The following is a 15,474-nucleotide window of genomic DNA, read 5'->3' as shown; positions in this document are numbered from 1 at the left end:
ACTAAAATATCACCTTAGGTACTTAAAGCGTTACTGGTTAAATCTATGACCTATTAGTTAAGGGAAACGCAAGTATAGAATTTGACCAAACCAAAACTGACTGCGTAAAACTAATGAAAGCTATTGAAGCAACTGGGGATTCAGTGATAGACAAGAAAAAAGTAAAATGAACGTGGTTCTAAAATCAACAATAACCTGCCCTCACTGCGGCCATAAAAAAGAAGAAGTTATGCCCACAGATGCTTGTCAATTCTTTTACGAGTGTGAAAATTGTCATCAAGTGATCAAGCCAAAAAAGGGAGATTGTTGTGTCTATTGTAGTTATGGGACAGAAAAATGCCCTCCCATGCAACAAGGATCAAGTTGCTGCTAGTTCATTAAGCGAAAATGCTGGTATAAGTAGGTAGAATAAGAGACTTCTTGGGTAATCACTTTACTTTGAGTGTTTGGTAAGTTAAAGTTGGATAAGAAGTCACAACTTTTGAAAGCTCAGTTTTCTTGGTATTAGCATACTTGAGTAGTTTTCACTAGCACTCAGTAGACTAGGTAGAGAGCCACCAAGGGAAATTCATATAGGCTTTATTATTTATCCATTCGACAGAGCTTTTAAGCTGTTAAAATGCTATAAATGAACAGGTCTTGTTAGTCTGAAATAGTAGTAAGGATTTTAATTTCCATTTCAATTGATACTTTTAAGAAAAGGGATTCAGATGTGGAAGAACAAGGCCTTGTGATTATTATTCTGAATTCATTATTGTAGGTCTTGGCTTTTCAGTATCACAGACCGCTAATCAATGAAAATTTTTTTTAGAAAAATCTGCCAAAGCTTACTTTTAGAATGCAATGCAGGAAAGAACTTGAAGTATGCTATTGCTTAATTTAATCAAGTCATTTCTGCCTTTGGCAAACAGCTTATTTTCAGTACCTTGATCAAAACCATTTCTTTTATTATGGCAGCTTATAAACTTGAAATAAACAATCAAACACATGATGTAAATGTGGAGAAAGGCACCTCTCTACTTTGGGTGCTTCGAGAGCATTTAGGCCTTACTGGGACAAAATATGGTTGCGGTATTGCACAATGTGGCGCTTGTACCATTCATATCGATGGCAATCCAATGAAAGCTTGTGTTCTGTCGGTTGATGACTTTTCAGATGGACAGAAAATCACCACTATTGAAGGTTTATCTAAAGATGGAGACCATCCTGTACAACAAGCCTGGATAGAAAAACAGGCTCCACAATGCGGTTATTGCCATTCTGGCCAAATCATGCAAGCCGTTGCTTTATTAGAAGCAAACCCGACCCCTTCACGAGATGAAATTAAAGCTTTCATGAATGGGAACTTATGTAGATGTGGAACCTACCTACGCATCATTGAAGCCATCGAAATGGCAGGTAAAACTATTGCCGCAAAATAAGCTGATCATGAAAAAAGATTCAAAAAACTCCATGTCTCTTAATCGAAGAGAATTTTTAAAATCCGGTAGTGGAATTGCCCTTTTCATCGGAGCCTCGGGATTATTTCCAGTCTTGGTTTCTTGTAGCGAAAACAAAAAGATCAATGAGCAATTAGAAAAGCATCGTGTGTCTGCATGGGTAAAACTATCTGAGGATGGAGAATTAATCATTTACAATCCTGCTTCAGAAATGGGCCAAGGTTCAATGACTTCACTCCCTTTGATTTTTGCAGAGGAAATGGATGCAGATTGGTCCAAAGTTCGCGTTGAATTCTCACCTCAAGAAAGCGATATGTATGGCTCTCCGGGTTGGTCTCCTGATACCAAAATGATGTTTACAGTGGGTAGCAGAACTACAAACAGCTATTTCTCAACTATGAGAAAGGCTGGTGCACAGGCCCGATTTATTCTACTCAATTCAGCTGCTCAACATTGGAATGTACCGGTAGCAGAACTCACTTCATCAGCAAGTGTCATCACCCATGAAAAAACAGGTAAAGAAATCAGTTATGGTGAACTAGTTCCTTTTCTTGTCTTGCCGGATGCAATTCCAGATTTTTCAGAGGAGCAACTCAAACAAGTCAAAGATTTTCGGCTAATCGGAAAAACCGTCCCTCGAACCGAAATACCTGCAAAGGTTGATGGCACCGCACAGTTTGCCATTGACGTTAGACTTCCAAATATGGTCTATGGAGTCCTAGAAAGAGGGAATTTGCATGGCTCTAAACCAAGCTTGTTAAATGAACCCGAGATTTTGGAACTGGAAGGCGTCATTAAAATTGTGCCTTTTGACTATGCCATTGGAATTATAGCGAATAATCTGGAGCTGGCTTTAAAAGCTAAAAGTCTTCTAAAAATAGACTGGAGCACATCACAAGCAACAGGTTTTAATTCGGAGGAGATTTATGATGATTATGAAAAAATAGCTAACCGAACTGAGAAAGGTTCTATTGTTTCTGAAAAAGGAGACTTTAGCAACTCTCTAAAATCTGCTTCCAAAATCTACACTGCTGACTTCAAAAATGATTATGTATATCATGCTCAACTGGAACCCTTGAATTCTGTCATTCAAGTTTCAGAAGATCTGCAACATGCAGAAGTATGGGTTGGTAGCCAACAGGGTTTCGATACAAAATTGGGCGTCCCAGGAGTGTTAGGCATTCCTCCTGAAAATGTGAACGTTCATCTACAGTTTCTAGGGGGAGGCTTTGGAAGAAGAAGTATGAGTGATTTCGTGGAAGAGTGTGCAGTTTTAGCGAAAGAAGTTGCTCCCAAACCAGTAAAATTAATTTGGACTCGGGAAGATGATTTGAGGTATGGAACTTATAGACCTCAGTCCTTGCAAAGAATTACTGCTGCTGTAGATGCTGATGGAACTATCGCTGGTTTCTCGCATGTCGTGGTTGGAGATGGCGGGAATTTGGTCGCAAGTGGAGTTGATAATAGTCACTATGCCATTAAAAATCAGCTGGCAGAATGGCGAGAAACTACACACGGTATTCGATTAAAGCATTGGCGATCTGTAGGGCATGGCCCAAATAAATTTGCCATCGAGAGTATGATAGATGAGATAGCATTTGATCAGAAAATCGATCCTGTTGTACTCAGAAGGAACTTAATGAAAGAGGCTCCAAAAGCTTTGGCCACCTTAGAAAAGGTAGTTGAAATTTCAAATTGGAATGCGCCTCTTCCTGAAGGTCGTGCCAAAGGGATCTCTTTTGTGGAGCATGGTTCGCTAGGAACTGGAGTTTGTGAAATATCAGTGGACCGGAATACTGGAAAAATCAAAGTCCATCATTTTTGGATTGCTTTGGATGCAGGGATAATTGTCCAACCTGACAATGTCAAAGCACAGATGGAAGGTGGTATCATGATGGGAATTAGCAGTGTATTAAGCGAAAGAATCTCGATTGTAAATGGTCAAATCCAGCAATCTAATTTCAATGATTATTCTTTATTGAGAATGGAAGATATTCCTGATAGTATTGAAATTTCACTTCTGGAATCCACAAATCATCCCGAAGGTGTAGGAGAAACAGCCACTCCAATGGTTGGAGGAGCCATAGCAAATGCATTTTTGAAATTAACAGGAAAACACCTTAGGCATATGCCTTTTACCCCGGAGCGTGTCTTGGAAGCTTTGCGTAGCTAAGTGCTTACCAAAGCAATGTGGGATTGCGGTACTGATGAAAAAAGAAGGGTCGTAGAAATGAAATTATGAACCAAGAACGATTAGGCGATTTGCCTATAGTCAAGTTGTAATTTTAAATAAGCCAAAATATGGGTGGAGGATTTAATGATAGAACATTGACAGGTATCAACTTTATAATTGTCGGCTATTTCATCTTCCTTTGGCTGGCGAATTACTTTCAGTTAGACTTTTTTATAATTGGATTTTTTGTTGAGCTATTGACCATTCCATTTCTGTTCGCTCAGCTTGTTTTTTTATTCATTGGCGTAAAATTCATCTTACAAAACGAAAGACCCGCCTTATTAATGGTAAGTCTTGTGGCGCTAGCATTATGCACAATAATTACCATCGGCAGGTTCATTTGGTAGGAGCAGATTCATTTCCAATCTGAGTGATTTTATTTAAGTAAATCTGCATTCCTCAAAACATTTCTGACGACTGCTTGCTTTAAATCTTGTAAAGAGTAAAAGCAAATTTTCTCGAAAAATGAGTTTTACAATATGAATTCTACCAATGACTGAGCGAGAGACAGATAGAATAATAGAAATGGCCTGGGAAGATAGGACGCCATTTGAAGCCATAGAGACACAATTTGGAGTGAATGAATCCGACGTGATAAAGCTGATGCGAAGGGAACTCAAAGAAAGTTCCTTTAAAATGTGGCGAAAGCGTGTGAATTCAGGAGTGAGTAAGAAGCACTTAAAAAAGAGAAATCCTCATATTGAGCGATTCAAGTGTTCCCGACAACGAAGTATTTCCTTGAATAAAATCAGCTAGTGAATCATTTTCCCACGGATTTACCCTCAATAGAAAGCAGGATTCAAGCGATCGATCCCGTAAGATATGCCTCCTCGCGCAATTATAAAGAAGGAGCAGTTACGAGGTTGAGCCCTTATATCTCGCGCGGTGTGATTTCCACCAAGCAAGTATTTGAGTATATCAAGACGCTGGATTTAAAGTGGTACCAAACTGAAAAACTCATTCAGGAATTAGCTTGGAGAGACTATTGGCAGCAGGTTTGGATAGCAAAAGGGGAGGGGATTAACCAAGATCTCAAGCAGGAGCAAGCTCCAATTTCCAATCATCAAATCCCATCCGCCATTCTCAACGCCGAGACTGGAATCAATGCCGTTGACCTGGCGATCAAGGAGCTATACAAGACTGGCTATATGCATAATCACATGCGAATGTACGTCGCATCGATCTGCTGCAATATCGCTAAGTCACATTGGTTGCAGCCTGCACAATGGATGTATAGCCACCTGTTGGATGGAGATTTAGCGAGCAATCAACTGAGCTGGCAGTGGGTCGCAGGCGCTTTTTCAAGTAAGAAATACGTTGCTAATCAGTGGAATATCAATACCTATTTTGACGATAACCAGAAAGGTACTTTCCTAGATGTGGAATATGAGGAATTTGAGAATATGCAGATTCCAAGTCAATTGCTTGATACCAGCCCTTTCCACCTGGAAACTATCCTGCCATCTCTTGATGATCTAAAAGTTGCAATGAATAAGACAACGCTTATTTACAATTATTACAACATCGACCCCTATTGGCACCAAGATGAAGATGTACAGCGAATTTTTTTGCTAGAACCTTCATTTTTCAAAAAGAATCCAGTGAGTCAAAAGTGTCTGGATTTCGCACTCGATCTCACAAGAAACATTCAAGGAATTCAACTATTCGTAGGGGAGTTTTCTGAATTGATGGAGTTGATAAACTCAGAGCAAATTATTTACAAAGAGCATCCCACGAATAGACATTTTCTAGGAAAGGAGGAATCCAGAGAGTGGATGAGCAGTGCAAAAGGCTATTTCCCGTCTTTCTTCGCTTTCTGGAAAAAGTGTAAAAAGGAAATTAAATACGAATCTGATAAGGAAAAGTAGATTCAATTATTACCACTATGCAACTACAAAAAGAAGAGATAGAGCGCTTAGAGCGTACATATAGACTGAACTTGATCAACTCGATCAGTGGAATCAAACCTGCAAATTTGATTGGAACAAAGTCACCAACTAACAAGGAAAATGTAGCTATTTTCTCATCTGTGGTACATTTGGGATCAAGTCCAGCTCAGTTGGCTTTTATCATGAGGCCTCAAACTGATATTCCCCGCGATACCTATCCCAATATTATGGAAACTGGGTTTTATACGATTAATCATGTCTCAGAAGCTTTTATTCAGAAAGCCCATTACACTTCAGCGAAGTTGGAGAAAGGAGAGTCTGAATTTGAACGAATGCAGCTTGAAGTAGAATATATTGGAGACTTCCATGCGCCTTTTGTAAAGGAAAGTTCAGTTAAAATCGGGATGAAGCATGAGGAAAGTATTCCTCTGCCCAACGGGTGTATTTTTGTGATTGGTTCGGTGGAGATGATTATCTGCCCAGATGATACTATCAATGACTTAGGGCAACTGGATTTAGAAGGCTATTCAGGAGTTGGGATTTCTGGTTTGAATACCTACTATGGATTAAAAAAACTGGATTCTTTTCCCTATGTGAGAGAAAATGAAATTCCTGAATTCAAATGAAAAAATCTGACTTGCCTACCAAGCTTTGCCTAGTTTGCAAAAGACCTTTTGCCTGGCGAAAAAAGTGGGAAAAGAACTGGGAAGAGGTGAAATACTGCAGTGAACGATGTAGGAGAAATAAAGCAGAAAGACTCTGATGAAATTATAAATCAAATACGAGAACCTAGAATTGGTGTCTAACCTTGGCCATTGAATATTGAGGACTGCAGATTGTTCATTTTTTCTTTTTCCTCAGGTAATTATAAATCCCCGCCACACCGATTACCAAAAGTGCAAGTCCAATGCCCCACTGTAATGGACTATTCATAGATTCTTTGGCAGCTAGATAAGAACTGGCAATCACACCTGCGGCGAAAGCAAGAACTGTCCGAGTCAGCATCCCAGGAATGCCATATACCAATACTTTCCAAATCTTGATGTTCATCGAGGCAAAGAGGAAATTTGAAACGGCAAAAGGGACAATCGGTGAGATCCGTACGAAGAAGACCAAAGAGCCTTCTTTTTCCTTTCTGGATTCTATTTCTTTCCTGAATTTCGGATTTTTCTTAAAAAGTAATTCTGTGAATCCCATGTTGGTGATTTTACCTAAAACATATCCCAAAACGGAAGCTAGTGAGTAGCCCAAAATCAAAAAGGGTAAGGATATCCAACCAAAATAGAATCCGGAAGCCAGCGCGATAAGCGTAGTAGGCAGCAGCGCCAAACCCATCAGCAGCGCCCCAATAGCAGTATATATGAAGAAATCTAACCCACTTTCAAGTTGATATGCATCTAACAGGTTATATTTTGTAGCAAAAATCACACTTCCTATAAAAGGCATGGTAGTCACCCAAAGCCAAGCAAAAATTCCGGCAGGGTGACTGCCGAAGTACCTTCGGATAGTTTTGAATATCCTGCCCTTTTTTGTCATATTTGAACTCTCACCTATTGGATTTACTGGGAATGTCTGCAAGTTTAACACGCACTTCTTAAAATTACCCTGAAAATCGTAACTGATTTTCATTTTCCACTGATCCAAAATAACCTAAACCAATTACGAATGAAATTTGGAACAAAAGCGATTCATGCCGGAATAGAGCCAGATCCTTCCACAGGAGCGATCATGACACCGATATATCAGACTTCCACTTATGTGCAAAAGTCACCTGGTGATCACAAAGGCTATGAGTATTCGCGTACGCATAATCCTACCCGCACAGCTTTGCAAAACAATCTGGCAGCGCTGGAAAATGGAAAGCATGGAATTTGTTTTTCCTCGGGACTGGGAGCTATCGACGCAGTACTCAAGCTATTTAATCCGGGTGATGAAATCATCAGCACAAATGATCTTTATGGAGGGACATACAGGCTTTTCACTAAGGTATATGAGCGATATGGGATCAAATTCAAGTTTGTGCCTATGTCAGATGCAGCCTCTATTGCTGATCATCTCACTGATAAAACTCGTATGATTTGGGTGGAAACGCCTACTAACCCAATGATGAATATCATCGATATTGCTGCAGTAGCAAAGTTGGGAAAAGGCAATAAAATCATTGTAGCAGTAGATAATACCTTTGCTTCACCTTACCTGCAAACTCCGCTGGATCTTGGTGCAGATATCGTGATGCATTCAGTGACCAAATATCTCGGTGGGCATTCCGATGTGGTAATGGGAGCTTTGGTGGTAAATGATGATGAGCTGGCAAAAAAGCTGATTTTCATCCAGAATGCTTCAGGTGCTACACCTGGACCACAAGACTGCTTCTTGGTAATCAGAGGAATCAAAACCTTACACCTAAGAATGGAGCGCCATTCTCAAAATGGAAAAACCATTGCGGCATACCTGAAGAATCATCCAAAGGTGGAAAAGGTCTACTGGCCGGGTTTTGAAGATCATCCCAATCATGAAATAGCCAGAAAGCAGATGCGTGATTACGGAGGAATGATTTCCTTCACACTAGTTGGAAACAAAGAATCTGATGCTAGAAAAGTGATGGAAAGCTTTCATTTATTTGCCTTGGCAGAATCACTTGGAGGAGTAGAGTCACTTTGCGGTCACCCAGCTTCTATGACTCATGCAAGTATTCCAAAGGAAGACCGAGAGAAAATAGGATTAGTAGATTCCCTCATCCGACTAAGCGTAGGTGTAGAGGATGCCGAAGATTTAAAGAATGATTTGGCCAAAGCCCTTTCAAAAATTTAAGATTTCTGTGTTAGAATAGTTTAGCCGTTCGCGAAAAGCGAACGGCTTTTTTTTTAAAACCACAGTGATCACAGAGGTTTCACGGAGATCGCAAGTTTAGGTCGAATACCGATCGTGCCTTTGGCACTCTTGCGTTTCGTTCTGACCTTTTAACCCCGAATTTCGCTTCGCTGTATTCGGGGCTGTTATGGGTTTTGCCTTTGGCAAAAGTCAAAATTAGAGTGCAAGCCTATCAGGTTTAGAAAAACAATCAAAATGGCTAAATACCTGTTTACTATCTATTTTATCTATCGTGAAAGATCATATTCAACCCCAGACCCCTTGCCAACGGTAAGGCCAGTTAAAGCCCAGAATGCAATTCTGGGTTTTCGTAGATATTGATACATTTAATGAGTACCAAAGGCACGATCGGTAATATAAATCTCAACTCTATTCTGTATTTCCGATTTTGCCAAACTCCGCAAGATTCGGGTTTTGCAATTTCCCTATTCCGGGTACTTTTGGATAACTTAGCATCTAGAATATGAGCGAGAGCCAATCCATTAATTACCAACGCATCGCAGAAGCGATTGAATATCTCCAAACGAACTTCAAAAGACAACCTTCTTTAGATGAAATAGCGGAGCAGGTTCACCTCAGTCCTCACCATTTCCAGCGCATCTTTAGTGATTGGGCAGGTGTGAGCCCCAAGAAATTCATGCAGTACCTCAGCGTGGAATATGCCAAGCAGCTTTTGCAGAGTAGGGAAGTAACGCTTTTTGAAGTGGCGGAAGAAACTGGACTTTCCAGTACAGGCAGACTACATGATTTGTTTGTGAAAATTGAAGGAATGACTCCCGGCGAATTCAAAAATGGTGGAGAGAACCTAATAATCAATTACAGCTTTGCTGAAACTCCCTTTGGGGAAATCATCGTTGCCTCAACTCCAAAAGGTATTTGTCACCTCGCATTTTACGAAGATCAAAACGAAGGAGAAGCAACGATGAAAGCCCGCTTTCCAAATGCAGATTATCATGAACTGCTAGATGAAATTCAGCAGGAAGCCTTGTTTATTTTTCAACACGATTGGAACAAACTCAATCAGATCAAGTTGCATTTGCATGGGACTCCATTTCAATTGAAAGTGTGGGATGCGCTTTTGAAGATTCCTTTGGGGAAATTGAAAACCTATGGAAGTATCGCGACTGAAATTGATAAACCAAATGCTTCCCGCGCCATTGGAACTGCCATAGGGAGCAACCCTGTTGCTTTTTTGATTCCCTGCCATCGGGTAATCCAAGCTAGCGGCAAGCTCGGTGGATATATGTGGGGTAACACAAGGAAATCAGCGATTATTGGATGGGAAGCTGCCCAGATCAACATATGAATTTATAGTGAACATGGATTTATTCAATCAGGAATCGAAAGAAAATGTAAATCTGCTTCCAAAGGATGGTATGGTGAATTACTTTGGAAAAATCATGCCTACAACTCAGGCGTTAAGCTATCTCGAATACTTGTTGAATGAGATTCAATGGAAGAATGATGTGGCGATAATTTTTGGGAAGAGAATAGAAACCAAACGAAAAGTAGCATGGTACGCCGAAGAACCTTTTGAATACACCTATTCTAATACTACAAAAACTGCCTTGCCTTGGACCAAAGAATTATTAGAATTAAAAGAGTTCGTCGAAATGAAATCTGGAGAAACTTTCAATTCTTGCTTACTGAATTTATATCACAACGGATCGGAGGGAATGGCCTGGCATAGTGATGGGGAAACTGATCTGAAAAAGAATGGAGCGATTGCTTCGGTGAGCTTCGGGGCTGAGCGGAAATTTGCTTTCAAGCACAAAGTAACCAAAGAGACGGTTTCGCAAGTCCTAGAAAATGGGAGTTTGCTGGTCATGAAGGGAATCACACAGACACATTGGGTGCATAGATTGCCTCCAACTAAGCTTGTGTCCAAGCCAAGGGTCAATTTGACTTTTCGGACGATTGTGAGGTGATCTTTTGCTGAAAACTAGTTCAAGTCCCTTGGCCTTTCCGAGGATTGGACAGGCTTGAAACTGAAAAAATGTAGTTGCTAGACGGCTAATGTTCTAAGCAAAAATCCAAAATGGAATAAGAGTTCAGACTATTTAAATCAGTTTTCTCTCCTTCGGTATTCACCATTTTCGAATATCAAAACCTCAGTTTCCAGCTTTTTATTGATGTTTTTCTCTTCACCTTCTATTAACTGGTAGTTGGATACAGAATCCTTTACCATCAAATCGAAATAACCATTAGTAAGAACTGAACTTGGTTCAATCGCTTTGTTATGTACCTCAAACTTTCCATTAGTCATTCCATCGGTATCCCCATTAAACTTTAAAATTTCAAAGTTCTCGAGTAGAAGGGTTATCTCTTCGCCTTTCCTTTCATACAAACTCAGCTCCTCAATTCCACTTAGATATACACTACTGCTTCCTTCATACTCAATAGTGATTCCAATGGTTTCAGAAGTAGAATTTAGCTTGTATGGTTGGTAGCTGATTTCAAGACTATTAATTTTTAGAGCGTCCGTTAACCAAGCTTTCTCTTTATAAAAGCAAGATTTGATAGCTCCATTAGCACTGTTTACGACAAGGATGTGACTGTTTAGCACAACATAGCCTTCACCCGATTCTGCTATCTCAGGTATCACCAGAATTGTTTCCTCATTTGAGATCTCTAGGCAATTGACTAAAGGCATATAGCATTTGTCTTCTTCAACATCCAGCTGAGCAAGCACATGCTCAAATAAAGCAGGGCTGAGACATTGACTAAATGAATTCTGAGATAAGCAAAAAAGAATTGCGAGTAAGAATGGCTTGAGCATCTGCGCTAACATACTAAGATTTATTTTTGGCCGTAAAAAGCATATTATAGGAAAGAGTTAATCAGATTTAACACTATAGATTTTAGAGTTAGTAGGGTGAAATATTTAAGAATCCCGTGTAGTCAAAAGGGATTTTTCAATTTGCACCCTGATTTTTTACCGAGTCTGTATTTTTATTTTTCTTAATCCAAGGATAAGAGTACTTTGAGAGAAGTATTAAACCCATTGTAATTTTAGTAATATAAACCATACACGTTAAAAAAGGATTGATTGAAATCGAACATGACACTATGCCCCACATAGAATAATGAATATTCGTTTTGAGAGATTCCAAAGACTTCCCCGATTAATTGGGGTGACCAATCAAAATCAAATAAATAACACAAGAAATCTAGCCTATCTGAGATAGCCAGGCATGTCGAAGGCGAGACACACTGGGATGTTCATTGGAGATGCGAGATTCCTCCCGATAGTACTGGGATAACCACAATAAATCAAATTACAAATAGATGAAAAGAAGAGATTTTATCCACCTTTCCGGAATGGGGCTCGGCGCTCTAGCCACATCCGGCTTAGTCATGATGGGAAATCCTGTCTCGGCTGAGCAGCTGCTTATACCAGGAATGGATCCGGCTGCCAAAAAAGTACTTGCAGACATTGCTTTGAATGCTGCTAAGTCCAAAGGAGCTACGTATACAGATGTTCGGATCGGAAGATATCTGCGCCAAAACGTAAGCACACGAGAGAAGAATGTTCAAAATATCTCAAACTCTGAGACGTTTGGCGTTGGTATTCGAGTGATAGCAAATGGCACATGGGGATTTTCTGCCACTTCAGATGTGACCCCAGATGGAATTAAGAGCTGTGCAGAAACTGCTGTAGCTATCGCAAAAGCTAATTCCAAATTGCAAAAAGAACCCGTTGTGCTAGCTCCAGTAAGCGGCCATGGTGAAGTGACCTGGAATACCCCGATTCAGAAGAATGCGATGGAAATCCCTGTTAAGGATAAAATCGATCTTTTGCTAAACGTCAACAACTCTGCGATGGACAACGGTGCTGCTTTTGTCAATTCCGCCTTATTTATAATCAATGAGCAGAAGTATTTCGCTTCTACAGACGGATCTTATATTGATCAGGATATTCATAGAATCTGGCCAACGTTTTCAGTCACTGCAGTAAACAAAGGAGCAGGCGGATTCCGTAGCCGACAAGCATTAAGCGCGCCTATGGGAATGGGCTATGAATACATGGATGGCTTGGAAAAGGATAAAATGATGAATCCTGCAGGCTTTAACAGCTACAAGAATTCTTATGATATGGTGGAAGATGCAGTCAACGCAGCGAAACATGCCACCGAGAAAATCTCCGCGAAATCAGTGATCCCAGGAAAATATGATTTGGTACTCGACCCTGATCACTTGGGACTGACGATTCACGAATCTGTAGGACACCCGCTTGAGTTGGATCGTGTGCTGGGCTATGAGGCAAATTACGCAGGTACTAGCTTTGCCACGCTGGACAAATGGAAATCAGGGGACTTCAAATACGGTTCTGACAAAGTAAATATTGTTGCAGATAAGATTCAGCCTTATTCCCTTGGAAATACAGGATATGACGATGAAGGAGTGAAATGTAAGGAGTGGGATCTGATCAAAGATGGCATTCTGGTGAATTATCAGGCTATTCGTGATCAGGTACAAATCTTGGGTGAAAATGAATCCAATGGATGTGCTTTTGCAGACAACTGGAGTTCAGTGCAGTTCCAACGTATGCCAAACGTTTCTTTGCGTCCTGGCAAAGAAAAGTTGAGTCCTGCAGATATGATTAAAAATGTTGAAAAAGGAATTTACATCCTTGGAAGAGGTTCTTACTCCATTGATCAGCAGCGTTACAACTTCCAATTTGGAGGTCAATTATTCTACGAAATCAAAGATGGCGAAATCACCGGTATGCTGGAAGATGTAGCCTACCAGTCCAACACGCAGGAATTTTGGAATTCTTGCTCCCAGATATGCGACGAAGATGATTACAGGTTCTTTGGGTCATTCAATGATGGCAAAGGCCAACCTTCACAATCATCAGCAGTTTCTCATGGCAGTTCAACTACCCGTTTTGACGGGGTGAACGTGATCAATACGGGAAGAAATATTTAACCTCAACGCGGAAATTATGGCCATATTAACTAGAGAACAAGCAATGCAAATTATAGATAAAGTACTTTCCTATTCCAAGGCGGACGAGATGGAAGTTTCCATTTTCGGGGGAAGAACAGGCAATATTAGATACGCCAGAAACACGGTCAACACCAGTGGTGAAACCAACGAAATTCGACTAAGTGTCAATTCGGTGTTTGGCAAAAAAGTGGGATCATCATCCACCAGTGAACTAGATGATGAATCGCTCAAAAAAGTCGTAGCACGAGCGGAGGAAATCGCAAAGTTAGCTCCAGAAAATCCGGAGTACATGCCGATGCTTGGACCCCAAACTTATCCTGCAGCAGCGACATTCAGTGCGGCTACCGATAAAATTGATCCAGAATTCCGTGCTAAGTTAGCTGGAGATAGTATCGAAGTGAGCAGTGTAGGAGATCTGACGGCTGCAGGTTACTTGGAAGACTTCTCAGGGTTCGTAGCAACTGGAAATAGTAAAGGGCTATTCGGTTATAATACGAGCACCTCGGTGGATTTTTCTATCACAGTGAGAACTACCGACGGGACAGGATCTGGATATGCTACACGTGATTTCAATGATGTCAATCTTTTGAACTCGAAAGATGTGACCAGCATCGCGATGCAAAAGGCGCAAGCTTCTGCAAATGCACAGGCAATCGAGCCAGGTAAATATACCGTGATATTGGAGCCTACAGCAGCCGGAGATTTGCTAGGCTTGCTCACAAGAGGCTTTGATGCCAGAAGTGCTGACGAGGGACGAAGCTTTATGAGTAAAAAAGGCGGTGGAACCCGACTTGGAGAGAAGTTATTTGACGAGCGTGTGACCATCACTTCTGATCCTACCAATACAGAAATTCCTACGTCTCCTTGGGATGGCGATGGCCTGCCACGGCAAAAGACTACCTGGGTAGAAAATGGAGTGGTAAAAAATCTTGCCTATTCGCGCTATTGGGCAGAGAAGCAAGGTGTACCACCGCTCTCAAGTCCCGGAAGAGGTGGCTATATCTTCGCTGGTGGAAATGAATCCATTGCAGATATGATCAAAAGTACCGAAAGAGGTGTGCTTGTGACTAGATTCTGGTACATCAGAGCTGTCGATCCTCAGACCTTGTTGTTTACTGGTTTGACCCGTGACGGTACTTTCTACATTGAGAATGGTCAGATCAAATTCCCTGTGAAAAACTTCCGATTCAACGAAAGTCCGATTATCATGTTGAACAATATTGAATCAATGGGCAAACCTCAGCGAGTAGGAGGTGATCTAATTCCTGCGATGAAGATTCGGGACTTTACGTTCACTAGTTTGTCAGACGCAGTTTAAATCAGTTTACAGTTTACAGTGGTCAGTTTACAGTGGTCAGTTTGCAGTCTCGGTTTACAGTCGTCCATGATTACGATTTGTTCACTGCGACTGACTACTGCGACTGACTACTGTGACTGACTACTGCGACTGATCACTGCTTACTAATCACCGAAATGCAACCTTTCTTTTTCACCAGAATAAAATACAATTCCGGCAATTGGGACACAGATCAGCGAATGCCGATCAACCTGCTCAATTCCTTGGTAGAATATACTACCATTCCAGTGGATGAGAAGGAAAAAATAGTTGAGCTGAGTAGTAAGGAGATTTTCAAAAGTCCCTTCTGCTATATCAGTGGACATAAGTTGGTGGAGTTCTCTACTGAAGAACGTCAGAACTTCAAGACTTATGTAGAAAACGGAGGCTTTGTCTTTGCTGATGATTGCAATCATGACATTGATGGGCTTTTCGCAAAATCCTTTGAAGCCGAAATGGCTAAAACCTTTGGAGCTGATGCGCTCCAGAAAATCCCCAATAACCACCCAATTTATTCCTGCTTCTTTGAATTCGAAGATGGCCCGCCGGCTACTTCATTCGAGCTTAACGGCTGGGGAGATGACCTCATTCATGATTACTTGAAAGCTATTGTCGTAAATGGCAGAATTGGAGTTCTTTATAGCAATAAAGATTACGGCTGTGAGTGGGATTATGACTTCAGAAACAAGCGATTCTTAAAGGTTGATAATACCAAGTTTGGAGTCAACATAGTGGTTTATGCAATAACATAAT

General features: G+C 40.8%; 15 protein-coding genes. 13 read left to right on the top strand and 2 right to left on the bottom strand.

The window, feature by feature from the left end:
* Window positions 1–166 precede the first annotated feature (166 nt).
* The 7 genes from LV83_RS21635 to LV83_RS13700 all read left to right on the top strand — a co-directional run bounded on the left by LV83_RS21635 (window position 167) and on the right by LV83_RS13700 (window position 6,324).
* Complete coding sequence (locus LV83_RS21635; protein WP_111612114.1) at window positions 167–373, top strand: GDCCVxC domain-containing (seleno)protein; 207 nt, start codon at window positions 167–169, stop codon at window positions 371–373.
* Window positions 374–950: 577 nt separating this feature from the next.
* Window positions 951–1,421: a (2Fe-2S)-binding protein gene (locus tag LV83_RS13730; RefSeq protein WP_111612113.1), complete on the top strand. Its 471-nt coding sequence runs from the start codon at window positions 951–953 to the stop codon at window positions 1,419–1,421.
* A gap of 7 nt (window positions 1,422–1,428) precedes the next feature.
* On the top strand, window positions 1,429–3,612 hold the full coding sequence (locus tag LV83_RS13725) for a xanthine dehydrogenase family protein molybdopterin-binding subunit (protein ID WP_111612112.1): 2,184 nt from the start codon (window positions 1,429–1,431) through the stop codon (window positions 3,610–3,612).
* A 552-nt stretch (window positions 3,613–4,164) separates the two neighbouring features.
* Window positions 4,165–4,428, top strand: coding sequence for a TIGR03643 family protein (locus LV83_RS13715; protein ID WP_111612110.1), 264 nt, complete (start codon window positions 4,165–4,167; stop codon window positions 4,426–4,428).
* The gene (locus tag LV83_RS13710; RefSeq protein WP_111612109.1) at window positions 4,428–5,540 is read left to right on the top strand and encodes an FAD-binding domain-containing protein; all 1,113 of its coding nucleotides are present in this window, start codon (window positions 4,428–4,430) and stop codon (window positions 5,538–5,540) included. The genes LV83_RS13715 and LV83_RS13710 overlap by 1 nt, the downstream gene beginning before the upstream one ends.
* Before the next feature lie 17 nt (window positions 5,541–5,557).
* A complete protein-coding gene (locus tag LV83_RS13705) occupies window positions 5,558–6,187 on the top strand; it encodes a flavin reductase family protein (protein WP_111612108.1) in 630 nt (209 codons plus the stop codon).
* Window positions 6,184–6,324, top strand: a complete 141-nt coding sequence (locus tag LV83_RS13700) for a DUF2256 domain-containing protein (RefSeq protein WP_111612107.1) — start codon at window positions 6,184–6,186, stop codon at window positions 6,322–6,324. Before LV83_RS13705 ends, LV83_RS13700 begins: the two co-directional genes overlap by 4 nt.
* Before the next feature lie 77 nt (window positions 6,325–6,401).
* On the opposite strand, the gene LV83_RS13695 is transcribed toward LV83_RS13700, so the two are convergent.
* On the bottom strand, window positions 6,402–7,190 hold the full coding sequence (locus LV83_RS13695) for a TVP38/TMEM64 family protein (RefSeq protein WP_111612106.1): 789 nt from the start codon (window positions 7,188–7,190) through the stop codon (window positions 6,402–6,404).
* Between the two features lie 36 nt (window positions 7,191–7,226).
* On the opposite strand from LV83_RS13695, the gene LV83_RS13690 reads away from it, so the two are divergent.
* The 3 genes from LV83_RS13690 (at window position 7,227) to LV83_RS13680 (ending at window position 10,360) form a co-directional block, all read left to right on the top strand.
* Complete coding sequence (locus tag LV83_RS13690) at window positions 7,227–8,372, top strand: cystathionine gamma-synthase (protein WP_111612105.1); 1,146 nt, start codon at window positions 7,227–7,229, stop codon at window positions 8,370–8,372.
* A gap of 523 nt (window positions 8,373–8,895) precedes the next feature.
* A complete protein-coding gene (locus LV83_RS13685; RefSeq protein WP_111612104.1) occupies window positions 8,896–9,738 on the top strand; it encodes a methylated-DNA--[protein]-cysteine S-methyltransferase in 843 nt (280 codons plus the stop codon).
* A gap of 13 nt (window positions 9,739–9,751) precedes the next feature.
* Complete coding sequence (locus LV83_RS13680; protein WP_111612103.1) at window positions 9,752–10,360, top strand: alpha-ketoglutarate-dependent dioxygenase AlkB family protein; 609 nt, start codon at window positions 9,752–9,754, stop codon at window positions 10,358–10,360.
* A gap of 137 nt (window positions 10,361–10,497) precedes the next feature.
* Here LV83_RS13680 and LV83_RS13675 read toward each other — a convergent pair whose 3' ends face one another.
* Entirely contained in the window at window positions 10,498–11,223 is a 726-nt protein-coding gene (locus tag LV83_RS13675; protein WP_111612102.1) for a PA3715 family protein, read from the bottom strand.
* Window positions 11,224–11,720: 497 nt separating this feature from the next.
* Here LV83_RS13675 and LV83_RS13670 point away from each other — a divergent pair, with 497 nt between their 5' ends.
* From LV83_RS13670 to LV83_RS13660, 3 genes are all read left to right on the top strand, one after another.
* Window positions 11,721–13,364 (top strand): TldD/PmbA family protein, encoded by a 1,644-nt coding sequence (locus LV83_RS13670; protein ID WP_111612101.1) that lies wholly within the window; start codon window positions 11,721–11,723, stop codon window positions 13,362–13,364.
* A gap of 16 nt (window positions 13,365–13,380) precedes the next feature.
* A complete protein-coding gene (locus tag LV83_RS13665) occupies window positions 13,381–14,703 on the top strand; it encodes a TldD/PmbA family protein (protein WP_111612100.1) in 1,323 nt (440 codons plus the stop codon).
* Window positions 14,704–14,858: 155 nt separating this feature from the next.
* Window positions 14,859–15,473 (top strand): DUF4159 domain-containing protein, encoded by a 615-nt coding sequence (locus LV83_RS13660; protein WP_111612099.1) that lies wholly within the window; start codon window positions 14,859–14,861, stop codon window positions 15,471–15,473.
* Window position 15,474: the final 1 nt, after the last annotated feature.

This window comes from Algoriphagus yeomjeoni, assembly GCF_003259505.1.
GTDB classification, from domain to species: domain Bacteria; phylum Bacteroidota; class Bacteroidia; order Cytophagales; family Cyclobacteriaceae; genus Algoriphagus; species Algoriphagus yeomjeoni.
This window is presented reverse-complemented; position numbering and strand designations above follow the sequence as displayed.

Bases quoted from the DNA above. Each gene is read 5' to 3' on its own strand.
- LV83_RS13675 (WP_111612102.1), bottom strand. From the start codon at position 11,223: ATGTTAGCGCAGATGCTCAAGCCATTCTTACTCGCAATTCTTTTTTGC.
- LV83_RS13660 (WP_111612099.1), top strand. From the start codon at position 14,859: ATGCAACCTTTCTTTTTCACCAGAATAAAATACAATTCCGGCAATTGG.
- LV83_RS13715 (WP_111612110.1), top strand. From the start codon at position 4,165: ATGACTGAGCGAGAGACAGATAGAATAATAGAAATGGCCTGGGAAGAT.
- LV83_RS13680 (WP_111612103.1), top strand. From the start codon at position 9,752: ATGGATTTATTCAATCAGGAATCGAAAGAAAATGTAAATCTGCTTCCA.
- LV83_RS13670 (WP_111612101.1), top strand. From the start codon at position 11,721: ATGAAAAGAAGAGATTTTATCCACCTTTCCGGAATGGGGCTCGGCGCT.
- LV83_RS13705 (WP_111612108.1), top strand. From the start codon at position 5,558: ATGCAACTACAAAAAGAAGAGATAGAGCGCTTAGAGCGTACATATAGA.
- LV83_RS13690 (WP_111612105.1), top strand. From the start codon at position 7,227: ATGAAATTTGGAACAAAAGCGATTCATGCCGGAATAGAGCCAGATCCT.
- LV83_RS21635 (WP_111612114.1), top strand. From the start codon at position 167: ATGAACGTGGTTCTAAAATCAACAATAACCTGCCCTCACTGCGGCCAT.
- LV83_RS13700 (WP_111612107.1), top strand. From the start codon at position 6,184: ATGAAAAAATCTGACTTGCCTACCAAGCTTTGCCTAGTTTGCAAAAGA.
- LV83_RS13665 (WP_111612100.1), top strand. From the start codon at position 13,381: ATGGCCATATTAACTAGAGAACAAGCAATGCAAATTATAGATAAAGTA.
- LV83_RS13695 (WP_111612106.1), bottom strand. From the start codon at position 7,190: ATGAAAATCAGTTACGATTTTCAGGGTAATTTTAAGAAGTGCGTGTTA.
- LV83_RS13730 (WP_111612113.1), top strand. From the start codon at position 951: ATGGCAGCTTATAAACTTGAAATAAACAATCAAACACATGATGTAAAT.
- LV83_RS13685 (WP_111612104.1), top strand. From the start codon at position 8,896: ATGAGCGAGAGCCAATCCATTAATTACCAACGCATCGCAGAAGCGATT.
- LV83_RS13725 (WP_111612112.1), top strand. From the start codon at position 1,429: ATGAAAAAAGATTCAAAAAACTCCATGTCTCTTAATCGAAGAGAATTT.